The sequence below is a fragment of the Streptomyces capoamus genome (genome assembly GCF_014654935.1).
Lineage (GTDB): Bacteria > Actinomycetota > Actinomycetes > Streptomycetales > Streptomycetaceae > Streptomyces > Streptomyces capoamus.
Genome location: NZ_BNBF01000009.1, coordinates 86630 through 96756, shown reverse-complemented (window position 1 = coordinate 96756; position 10127 = coordinate 86630). Strand labels below are relative to the sequence as shown.

General features: G+C 73.3%; 11 protein-coding genes. 5 read left to right on the top strand and 6 right to left on the bottom strand.

Annotated elements, in window-relative coordinates:
- The 5 genes from IE312_RS40375 to IE312_RS16370 all read right to left on the bottom strand — a co-directional run.
- On the bottom strand, positions 1 to 342 hold a 342-nt coding region (locus IE312_RS40375; RefSeq protein ID WP_229899956.1), incomplete at its 3' end, for a glycosyltransferase family 2 protein.
- Between the two features lie 8 nt (positions 343 to 350).
- The gene (locus IE312_RS16385; RefSeq protein ID WP_189982441.1) at positions 351 to 1130 is read right to left on the bottom strand and encodes a CDP-alcohol phosphatidyltransferase family protein; all 780 of its coding nucleotides are present in this window, start codon (positions 1128 to 1130) and stop codon (positions 351 to 353) included.
- Positions 1108 to 2169, bottom strand: coding sequence for an iron-containing alcohol dehydrogenase family protein (locus tag IE312_RS16380; protein WP_189982439.1), 1062 nt, complete (start codon positions 2167 to 2169; stop codon positions 1108 to 1110). The genes IE312_RS16385 and IE312_RS16380 overlap by 23 nt, the downstream gene beginning before the upstream one ends.
- Complete coding sequence (locus IE312_RS16375; protein WP_189982437.1) at positions 2157 to 2909, bottom strand: phosphocholine cytidylyltransferase family protein; 753 nt, start codon at positions 2907 to 2909, stop codon at positions 2157 to 2159. Before IE312_RS16375 ends, IE312_RS16380 begins: the two co-directional genes overlap by 13 nt.
- On the bottom strand, positions 2906 to 4726 hold the full coding sequence (locus tag IE312_RS16370; protein ID WP_189982435.1) for a DUF5941 domain-containing protein: 1821 nt from the start codon (positions 4724 to 4726) through the stop codon (positions 2906 to 2908). Before IE312_RS16370 ends, IE312_RS16375 begins: the two co-directional genes overlap by 4 nt.
- A 265-nt stretch (positions 4727 to 4991) precedes the next feature.
- Here IE312_RS16370 and galE point away from each other — a divergent pair, with 265 nt between their 5' ends.
- The 3 genes from galE (at position 4992) to idi (ending at position 8088) form a co-directional block, all read left to right on the top strand.
- The gene (galE, locus tag IE312_RS16365) at positions 4992 to 5963 is read left to right on the top strand and encodes a UDP-glucose 4-epimerase GalE (RefSeq protein WP_189982433.1); all 972 of its coding nucleotides are present in this window, start codon (positions 4992 to 4994) and stop codon (positions 5961 to 5963) included.
- 415 nt (positions 5964 to 6378) lie between these two features.
- Positions 6379 to 7320: a cation diffusion facilitator family transporter gene (locus tag IE312_RS16360; protein ID WP_189982431.1), complete on the top strand. Its 942-nt coding sequence runs from the start codon at positions 6379 to 6381 to the stop codon at positions 7318 to 7320.
- A gap of 174 nt (positions 7321 to 7494) precedes the next feature.
- Positions 7495 to 8088 carry an isopentenyl-diphosphate Delta-isomerase gene (gene idi, locus IE312_RS16355; protein WP_189982429.1) on the top strand — a complete coding sequence of 198 codons (594 nt, stop codon included), beginning with the start codon at positions 7495 to 7497 and terminating at the stop codon, positions 8086 to 8088.
- 3 nt (positions 8089 to 8091) lie between these two features.
- On the opposite strand, the gene IE312_RS16350 is transcribed toward idi, so the two are convergent.
- Positions 8092 to 8589: an ATP-binding protein gene (locus IE312_RS16350; protein WP_189982729.1), complete on the bottom strand. Its 498-nt coding sequence runs from the start codon at positions 8587 to 8589 to the stop codon at positions 8092 to 8094.
- A gap of 212 nt (positions 8590 to 8801) precedes the next feature.
- Here IE312_RS16350 and IE312_RS16345 point away from each other — a divergent pair, with 212 nt between their 5' ends.
- Positions 8802 to 9557: an enoyl-CoA hydratase/isomerase family protein gene (locus tag IE312_RS16345; RefSeq protein WP_189982427.1), complete on the top strand. Its 756-nt coding sequence runs from the start codon at positions 8802 to 8804 to the stop codon at positions 9555 to 9557.
- Positions 9558 to 9667: 110 nt separating this feature from the next.
- Positions 9668 to 10127, top strand: a 460-nt coding sequence (locus IE312_RS40370; protein ID WP_306419750.1) for a Tex-like N-terminal domain-containing protein, incomplete at its 3' end; no start/stop codon positions are given.

Genomic DNA, 10127 nt, shown 5'->3' with positions numbered 1-10127 from the left:
GCTGATGATGCCCAGCTCCGGGTCGGCCGCGAAGGCCTCGCGGCACAGCTCGGCGGTGTCGTGCCGGGCGAGGAGGCCGTCGTCGTCGAGGAAGAGCAGGATGTCGACGTCGCGGCCGCCGGGCCCGAAGGCCTCGATGCCGACGTTGCGCCCGCCGGGGATGCCGAGGTTCTCGGGCAGCTCCACGGTCCGGACACCCTCGGGGACGTCCGGGACGGGCGAGCCGTTGCCGACGACGACCACCTCGACCGGGTCGCCGTCCTGCTTGGCGACGGAGTCCAGCAGGGCGCGCAGCTCCTCCGGCCGGTTGCCCATGGTGATGATGACGGCGCCGACCTTCACGGGGGCGCTCACTTCAGCCTGCTGGAGGCGAGGATGGACACCAGGTGCAGCAGCGTCTGCAGCAGGGCGATGCCCGCGAGGACGGCCGTGCCGAGGCGGGTGAAGAACAGGTCGCCGCGGACCTGGTCCGCGATCGCGAGGACGACGATGAGCAGCGAGGCCTCGATGCCGAGGATCAGCCGGTGGAACTTCAGCGCCGAGGCGGCCCGGCGGGCCAGCGCCATGCCGGAGGAGCGCGGCTCGGAGGCGGCCTCCTGCACCGGCGGCCTGCCGGTCTGGTGGCGGGCGACGCCGACCAGGTCGGTCTCGGCCTTGATCAGGATGGCGCCGAGCGCGGCGAGGGTGCCGAGGAAGGCCCACAGCCAGTCGATCCGGCCGCTGCCCCACAGGTCGGCGGCGCGCAGGCCGAGGCCGACCAGCACGGCCGCGTCGGTGAGGTAGGCGCCGACGCGGTCCAGGTAGACCCCGCCGAGCGAGTACTGCTTCTTCCAGCGGGCGATCTCGCCGTCGACGCAGTCCAGCAGCAGGTACAGCTGGGTGGCGACCACGCCGAGCACGGCGCCCGCGATCCCCGGCACCAGCAGGGCCGGGGCCGCGAGCACCCCGCACACGGTCATCAGGTACGTGAGCTGGTTGGGCGTGACCCTGGTGTTCACCAGGTAGCGGTCGACGCGCAGGGACACCTCGCGCATGTAGAGGCGTCCCGCCCAGTGCTCACCGCTGCGCCGGTCCTTCACCCCCGCGGGGTGGACGACCGGACGGAGTTCAGCTACCGATGGCCTTGACATAGTCGGCGTAGATGTCCTTGATCTGGTTCGTCTTGAGGTCGAGGTGTTCGATGATCGTGTAGCGGCCGGGCCGGGTCTCGGGGGCGAACTCCACCGCGCGGACGAACTCGTCCAGCGTGAAGCCGATCTCCTCCGGCAGCACCGGGAGCCCGTGCCGGCGCAGCACCTGGGCCATGTACGCCGACTCCTCGTGGGCGCCGCGCAGGTACATCGCGAAGGCGGCGCCGAGGCCGCACTGCTCGCCGTGGGCGGCGGCGCGCTTGGGGTAGAGCAGGTCGAAGGCGTGGTTGATCTCGTGGCAGGCGCCGGAGGACGGGCGGGAGTCGCCCGACACGGACATGGCGATGCCGGTGAGGACCAGCGACTCGGCGAGCACCTGGAGGAAACCGTCGTCACCGACTCCGCCGGGGTGCCGGAGCACCGCCTCGCCGGCCTGGCGGGCCATGGCGGCGGCCAGACCGTCGATCTTCTCGCCGTTGACCCGGTTCGCCAGCTCCCAGTCCGCGACCGCGGAGATGTTGGAGACGGCGTCGCCGATGCCGGAGCGGACGAACCGGACGGGTGCCTCGCGGATCACGTCGAGGTCGATGATGACCGCGATCGGGTTGGGCACGCCGTACGAGCCGCGGCCCGCGTCGTTGTCGAGGGTCGCGACCGGGGAGCACAGGCCGTCGTGGGCGAGGTTGGTGGCGACCGCGACCAGCGGCAGGCCGACCCGGGCCGCAGCGAACTTGGCGCAGTCGATGATCTTCCCGCCGCCGAGGCCGACGACCGCGTCGTAATGGCCGGCCTTTATGTCGCTCGCCAGCCGCACCGCGTCGTCGATGGTGCCGCCGCCGACCTCGTACCAGCTGGCGCCGGGCAGCGAGGGGGCGATCCGTTCGCGCAGCCGGGCGCCCGAGCCGCCGCTGACGGCGATGGCGAGCCTGCCGGACTGCGAGACGCGCTCGTCCGCGAGGACCGAGGCCAGGTCGTCCAGGGCACCCGGGCGGATGTCCACGACGACCGGCGAGGGGATGAGCCGGGTCAGTACTGGCACGCGATCTCCCGTCCGCGGGCGAGGTCGTCGTGGTTGTCGATCTCGACCCACTTGACGTCGCCGATCGGTGCCACGTCGATGCGGAAACCCCGGTCGACGAGCTCCTGGTAGCCGTGCTCGTAGAACTGCTGGGGGTCGGTCTCCCAGACCGTCTTGAGCGCGTCGGCCAGTTCGGGGGCGGCGTCGCCCTCGATGAGGGTGACGCCGATGTACTCGCCGGTGGCCTCGGCCGGGTCCATCAGCTTGGTGATCTTCGTCATGCCCCTGTCGGGGTCGACGACGACCTTCATCTCCTCGTCGGCGAGGTCCTTCACCGTGTCCAGGGCCAGGATGATGCGACGGCCCTCGCCGCGCGCGGCCAGCAGCGTCTTCTCGACGGAGACCGGGTGCACGGTGTCGCCGTTGGCGAGGATCACGCCGTCCTTGAGGGCGTCCCGGCCGCACCACAGGGAGTAGGCGTTGTTCCACTCCTCGGCCTTGTCGTTGTCGATGAGGGTGAGCTTGAGGCCGTACTTGGCCTCCAGGGCCGCCTTGCGCTCGTAGACGGCCTCCTTGCGGTAGCCGACGATGATGGCGACCTCGGTCAGCCCGATCTCCGCGAAGTTGCCGAGCGTCAGGTCCAGCACCGTGATCGAGTCCTCTATGCCCGCGGGCCCCACCGGCACCAGCGCCTTCGGCAGGCTGTCGGTGTAGGGGCGCAGACGCCGTCCGGCGCCGGCCGCGAGCACGAGGCCGATCATGCGGTTTCTCCTTCGTCGTGTACTGCGGGCGCCCCGGCGGACACCCAGAAGCGGATGCTCTCGACGAGCACCACCAGGGCGACGGCCACGGCGAGGACCGTGAGCGCGGCCTTGAACTGCGTGGCGGTGAGCACCGCGGCGAGGACGGTGACCAGCAACGTCCGCCCCTCGTGCCCCCCGATGGCGCGCACCAGCCGGGCCGGGGGCGCTCCGGCGTTGCCGCGGATGCGGTACACCGTGTCGTAGTGATGGTAGGCGACGGCCGCCACCAGGCCGAAAGCCGCAGGAAGGGCCCCGTTCACGCCGGCTTTCCAGGCCAGGGCCAGCACCGTGCCGTACTCGGCGGCCCGGAAGAAGGGCGGGACCAGCCAGTCGAGGGCGCCCTTGAGGGGGCGGGCGACGGCGAGGGCGGAGGTGAGGACGTACACGGCGGCGCCGGCGACCGGCAGCAGGCCGCCGAAGCCGGTGAGGGCCGACGCGGCCGTGACGGCGGCGCCGCCGAGCAGGGCGACGGCGGGCACGGCGAGCCCGGGCAGCCCCTTGCCGGCCACGCGCCGCAGGGCACCGGCGAGCGGTCCGGAGTCGGCGAGGTCGGCGAGGGCCTGGGCCGCCCGGTCGGTCCGCCGCGCCCTGCGGGTCAGGGAGCGCAGCACCCGGCCGGCGGTGGTGTACGTCGCGGCGAAGGCGCAGCCGGCGAGGAGGACGTAGAAGGTGATCCGCGGGGTGGTGGCCGCGGTGAGGACCGCGATCATCGCCCAGCGCTCACCGATCGGCAGCACGATCATGCGGCGCACCCAGACCGTCCAGCCGACGCTGTCCAGCTTGTCGGAGAGGGCGGCGGTGGGGCTGGTGTTGGCGGTGGCGTCGTGGTTGGCCTCGTTGAACGAGAAGTCCACCACGTGCCGGCAGGTCTGCAGGATCATCGCGCCCAGGGCCAGGGCCCACACGTCGTCGCCGCCCCGGGCCGCGCCGAGGGCGAGCCCGGCGTAGTAGGCGTACTCCTTGGCCCGGTCGAAGGTGGCGTCGAGCCAGGCGCCGAGGGTGGAGTACTTCAGCGCGTAGCGGGCGAGCTGGCCGTCGGTGCAGTCCAGGACGAAGGAGGCGATCAGCAGCACGCCGGCCGCGACGAAGCCGCCGCGGGTGCCGGTCGCCGCGCAGCCCGCGGCTATCAGCGCGGTGAGCAGCGAGGCCGTGGTGACCTGGTTCGGGGTCAGGCCGCGCCGGGCGCACCAGCGGGCGAGGTAGCGCGAGTAGGGGCTGATGAAGAAGGTGGTGAAGAAGCCGTCCCGGGACTTCACGGCCGACTTCAGGCGTACGGCCTCGTCGTCGACGGCGGCCACGGCCTGCCGGGCCTCGTTGCGGGCCTGCGGGTCCGCCGGGACCGTGGCGACCAGGCTGCCCAGCTCGGGCCGGTGCACCGCGCCGCCGTCGGTGTCCAGTGCGCCGGCGACGCGGTCGGCGAGGCTGTCCACGGCGAGCGCGGGGGCGCCGCCGGCCCCGGCGGTGGTGCCGTCGGCGGAGGTGGCGCGGGCCACGGCCCGGGTGAGCGCCTGCCGGGCGGCGGGCTGGGCGGTGACGGCGCCGGGCACGGCGGCGAGCGGGAAGCGCGGGTCGGTCAGGCCGAGGCGCAGCGCGTGCGGGTGCCCGACGAAGCGGGCGTCGACCAGGGCCACGCGCCGGCCGGCCGGCACGGCGGCGAGCAGGGACTCCGCCTCGGCGGCGTCGGCCGCGGCCCGCACCTCGAAGCCGAGGGACCGCAGATCGTGCTCCAGTGACGATCCGGGGACCGGCTGACCGGTGACGATGGCCGTCGACAACCGAACTCACTCCCTGGGTGCCGGCGCTCGGGCGCCGGTCGTCTGCTTGGTGGGGCGCCCCTGCCTGCGGCACCCGGGCGGCATGTCGGCAGAGGCTATCGGATGGGCCGGAGCCCGTGTTCACCGGCCGTTCACGGCCCGGTCCACGGTGGCTGCCCCGGCCTTTGCCGCGATCATCATCGGGGATCGGGGGCCCGGCCCACAAACCGATGGGGCAGACCCGGGCAACCGGGACACCGGGCGGCTCGGCATAGGGTGGACGACCATGACGTGGCTGATCACCGGCGGAGCCGGATACATCGGGGCGCACGTGGCACGGGCCATGGCGGGCGCCGGGGAGAGCGTCGTGGCGCTGGACGACCTGTCGGCGGCCGTGCCCGAGCGGCTCCCGGCCGAGGTGCCGCTGGTCCGGGGCTCGACGCTGGACGGGGACCTGCTGAAGCGGGTCCTGGCGGAGTACGGCGTGACGGGCGTGGTCCATCTCGCGGCGCGCAAACAGGTCGCGGAGTCGGTGGCGCAGCCCACCCGCTACTACCGGGAGAACGTGGGCGGGCTGGCCACCCTGCTGGACGCGGTCGCCGAGGCGGGCGTCGGCCGGCTGCTGTTCTCCTCCTCGGCGGCCGTGTACGGCAATCCGGACGTGGACCTGATCACCGAGGACACCCCGTGCGCGCCGGTGAACCCCTACGGCGAGACGAAGCTGGCCGGGGAGTGGCTGGTGCGGGCGGCGGGCCGGGCGCACGGGATCTCCACGGCCTGCCTGCGCTACTTCAACGTGGCGGGCGCGGCGGCGCCGCAGCTCGCGGACACGGGCGTGTTCAACATCGTGCCGATGGTCTTCGACCGGCTGACCCGTGACGAGGCCCCGCGCGTCTTCGGTGACGACTACCCGACGCCGGACGGCACCTGCGTGCGGGACTACATCCACGTCGCCGACCTCGCGGACGCCCATCTGGCGGCGGCGCGCCGGCTGGCGGACGGGGACCTGTCCGGTGATCTGACGCTGAACATCGGCCGGGGCGAGGGCGTCTCGGTGCGCGAGCTGATCACCGTGATCGGGGAGGTCACCGGGGACCGCCGGGCGCCCGTCGTGGAGGGCCGCCGTCCCGGCGACGCACCGCGCGCGGTCGCCTCGGCCGAGCGGGCCGCCGAGGTACTGGGCTGGCGGGCCCGGCGCGGAGTGCGGGAGATGGTGGAGTCGGCCTGGGCGGGGTGGCGGCTGCACCACGGCGGCTGAGCCCGCGGGGTCGCAGCACGGCCGGCGGGGGCGGGGTGGCACACACCTCGGCGGATCAGCGCCCGGGGGCACAGCGCGGCCGGCGGGGGCGGGGTGGCAGCCGCACCACGGCGGATCAGCGCCCGCCACCGCACCACGACGGTTCAGCGCGCGAGGTCGCAGCACGGCCGGCGAGGCCACGACCGCACCACGGCGGGTGAGCGCGGGTCCTGCACCACGACCGGTGTGCCCCGGCCCCTGCACCACGACGGGTGAGCCCCGGCCCCCGCACCATGGCGAGTGCGCCGGGTGGCGTTGACCTGCGGAACGTTTCCGCAGGTCACGGCACATGACAACGGTGTTCAGTGCCGCGTTGCCCGCTCCCCCCGCCGCGTAGTTCACTGGCCTCCGGGCAGCCACACGGAAGGCGGTAGTCATGGGGGCAGGGCACGACCACGGGCACGCGCACTCCCACGCGCCGGCGCCGGGTACGGCCACGGCCGCGTACCGGGGCCGGCTGCGCATCGCGCTCGGCATCACGCTCACGGTCATGGTGGTCGAGATCGTCGGCGGCCTCGTCGCGGACTCGCTCGCGCTGATCGCGGACGCGGCCCACATGGCGACCGACGCGGTGGGCCTCGGCATGGCGCTGGTCGCCGTGCACTTCGCGAACCGCCCGCCGAGCACCAACCGCACCTTCGGCTACGCCCGGGCCGAGATCCTCGCGGCCCTGGCCAACTGCTTGCTGCTGCTCGGGGTCGGCGGGTACGTCCTGTACGAGGCCGTCCAGCGGTTCGTGGAGCCCGCGGCGACCCGGGGCGGCCTGATGGTCGTGTTCGGTCTCGTCGGCCTGCTCGCGAACTCCGTCTCGCTGGTGCTGCTGATGCGCGGCCAGAAGGAGAGCCTGAACGTGCGCGGCGCCTTCCTGGAGGTGGCCGCGGACGCGCTGGGCTCGGTGGCGGTGCTGATCTCCGCGGCCGTGATCCTGACCACCGGCTGGCAGCCGGCCGACCCGGTCGCCTCGCTGGTCATCGGGCTGATGATCGTGCCGCGGACGCTGAAGCTGCTGCGCGAGACGCTGGACGTGCTGCTGGAGGCGGCCCCCAAGGGGGTCGACATGGCGGAGGTCCGGGCGCACATCCTGGCACTGGACGGCGTGGAGGACGTCCACGACCTGCACGCCTGGACGATCACCTCGGGCATGCCGGTGCTGTCGGCGCACGTGGTGGTCAGTTCCGAGGTGCTGAACGCCATCGGCAACGAGAAGATGCTGCACGAGCTCCAGGGCTGCATCGGCCACCACTTCGACGTGGAGCACTGCACCTTCCAGCTGGAGCCGGGCGGCCACGCGGAGCATGAAGCACGGCTGTGCCACTGACGCCCGGCACTCCTGTTCGGGACGTCCCCGGGGGTTCCCGGCGGCGGACGCCGGGCACGATGATCCACCGGGCCCGGCTCCCGGTGCCGCGCCGCGCGCGGACCGGCTCACGTGCCGGGAGTGCCGTATTCGTACGGCAGACTTGTGGTGCGAAGACCGAGGCGAAGGATGGGTATGCCGATCACACCTGCCACCGCGACGCACAGCTCGTCGGAGGGCACCGCAGAGGCGATTTTGCTGGAACTGGTCGACGAGAAGGGTGTGACGACCGGTACGGCGGAGAAGCTCGCCGCCCATCAGCCGCCCGGGCAGCTGCACCGGGCGTTCTCGGTGTTCCTCTTCGACGAGCAGGGCCGGCTCCTGCTGCAGCAGCGGGCGCTCGGCAAGTACCACTCCCCCGGTGTGTGGTCCAACACCTGTTGCGGCCACCCGTACCCGGGTGAGGCGCCGTTCGCGGCGGCGTCCCGGCGCACGTTCGAGGAGCTGGGCGTGTCGCCGTCGCTGCTCGCGGAGGCCGGCACGGTCCGGTACAACCACCCGGACCCCGCCTCGGGCCTGGTGGAACAGGAGTTCAACCACCTGTTCGTCGGCCTGGTGCAGGCGCCGCTCGGACCGGACCCGGAGGAGGTCGCCCAGACCGCCTTCGTGACGGCGGCCGAGCTGGCCGAGCGGCATGCCGCCGACCCGTTCTCGGCCTGGTTCATGACCGTCCTGGACGCGGCCCGCCCGGCGATCAGGGAACTGACGGGCCCGTCCGCGGGCTGGTAGGCGCTACGGCAGCGGGGCGGGTTTGAGCGGCAGGGCGGCCCAGATCACCTTGCCGCCGCTCGCCGTGTGCTCCACGTCGACCACCCCGCCCGCCTCCCGGGCCACCTCGCGCACCAGGAGCAGTCCCCGGCCGCCGGTCTGGCCGTGGTCGGCCTCCAGGGCGGTGGGGCGGTAGGGATGGTTGTCCTCCACCGACACCCGCACCCACTCGGCTCCGACGGCCACCTCCACGGCGAGCACCGGCGACAGCAGCGCCGCGTGCCGGACCGCGTTGGTGACCAGCTCGGAGACGATCAGCAGCAGGCCGTGCACCAGGTCGTCGGAGACCGGCACGCCCTGGCGCAGCAGCAGGTCCCGCACCGCGTGCCGGGCCTGCGGGACCGAGGCGTCCACCGCGGCCGCGGTGAAACGCCAGACACCTTCGTACGGCAGGGGGTCCCGCGGCCGCTCGGCGCCGCCCCCCGCTGGGCGCGGGCCGTCCCCGCGCCCATGGTCGTCCATCGTCCGGTCGCCACCCTCGCGCTCGATTGTCACCACACGTCGAGTGTTGGTAACGAGGCGCTCCGGCCCGGATACCTGAACACAAGTCGGCGGGTATCGAACGGTTTCTGACCGACTCCGCATGACCTGGACGCGGTCGGGACTGTTCCTGTTCCCCGGGCGCCGGTTCGCGAACTAGTCGGGTTGTACGAGGCCGACGATACGATCCCCGCATGGAGCCCCAGCTGTCCCACCAGGTCACCGACTCCGTCGCCACCGTGGTGATCCGCCGTCCCGCCAAGCGCAACGCCATGACGACCGCGATGTGGCGGGCTCTGCCCCCGCTGCTGGACGCGCTGGCCCGCGACCGCGAGGTGCGGGCGCTGGTGCTGACCGGTGCGGGCGGCACGTTCTGCGCGGGCGCCGACATCTCCACGCTGCAGGGCTCGCCGGAGGAGGCGCAGGCGCTCGCGGTCGCGGCCGAGGAGGCCCTGGCCGCGTTCCCCAAGCCGACCCTCGCGGCGGTGCGCGGGCACTGCGTGGGCGGCGGGGCGCAGCTTGCGGCGGCCTGTGACCTGCGGCTGGCCGAGGAGGGAGCGGTGTTCGGGGTGACACCGGCGAAGCTGGGCGTCGTCTACCCCGCCTCCTCGACCCGCCGGCTGGTGTCCCTGGTCGGCCCGGCCACGGCGAAGTACCTGCTGTTCACCGGCGAGTTGATCGACACCGGACGGGCGCTGGCCACCGGCCTGGTGGACGAGGTGCTGCCCGAGGGGGAACTGGACAAGCGGGTCGCGGACCTGACCCGGGTGCTGGCGTCCCGCTCGCAGCTCACCCAGGCCGCCGCCAAGGAGTTCGCCGGCGGCCGCACCGACCGCGACGCCTACTGGACGGAGCAGGCACGCGGCAGCGGCGACACCGCGGAGGGGGTCGCCGCGTTCCTGGGGCGCAGGCAGCCGCACTTCACCTGGAGCGTGTCCGCGCCGGGCTGAACCGCCGGCCCGGACGCGGTCGCCCCGCCGGGTGCGCCCTGGTGCCCGGATGTCGGTGCCACCTGCCACAATTGCCGCGCAACGTTGAGTGGAGAAGGCGGTACGGGATCGTGACGACACCCGGGTCCCTCGGAGCAGGGTCCATCGAAGGCAGGATCGCCGGGGAACTCGGCGTACGGGAGCGGCAGGTGAAGGCCGCGGTGGAACTGCTCGACGGCGGCTCCACCGTTCCCTTCATCGCTCGCTACCGCAAGGAAGCGACCGAGATGCTCGACGACGCGCAGCTGCGCACCATCGAGGAGCGGCTGCGCTATCTGCGGGAGCTGGAGGAGCGGCGCACCGCGATCCTGGATTCGGTGCGGGAGCAGGGCAAGCTCACCGCGGAACTCGAGGCGCGGATCCACGGCGCCGAGACGAAGGCGCGGCTGGAGGACATCTACCTCCCCTACAAGCCCAAGCGCCGCACCAAGGCGCAGATCGCCCGGGAGGCCGGTCTGGAGCCGCTCGCGGAGGGCCTCCTGGGCGACCCGACGGTCGATCCGCAGGCGGCCGCCGCCGCGTTCGTCGACG

Excerpts from the sequence above, each read along its gene's own strand:
- IE312_RS16385 (WP_189982441.1), bottom strand. The coding sequence starts at position 1,130 with ATGTCAAGGCCATCGGTAGCTGAACTCCGTCCGGTCGTCCACCCCGCG.
- IE312_RS16375 (WP_189982437.1), bottom strand. The coding sequence starts at position 2,909 with ATGATCGGCCTCGTGCTCGCGGCCGGCGCCGGACGGCGTCTGCGCCCC.
- galE (WP_189982433.1), top strand. The coding sequence starts at position 4,992 with ATGACGTGGCTGATCACCGGCGGAGCCGGATACATCGGGGCGCACGTG.
- IE312_RS16360 (WP_189982431.1), top strand. The coding sequence starts at position 6,379 with ATGGGGGCAGGGCACGACCACGGGCACGCGCACTCCCACGCGCCGGCG.
- idi (WP_189982429.1), top strand. The coding sequence starts at position 7,495 with ATGCCGATCACACCTGCCACCGCGACGCACAGCTCGTCGGAGGGCACC.
- IE312_RS16350 (WP_189982729.1), bottom strand. The coding sequence starts at position 8,589 with ATGGACGACCATGGGCGCGGGGACGGCCCGCGCCCAGCGGGGGGCGGC.
- IE312_RS16345 (WP_189982427.1), top strand. The coding sequence starts at position 8,802 with ATGGAGCCCCAGCTGTCCCACCAGGTCACCGACTCCGTCGCCACCGTG.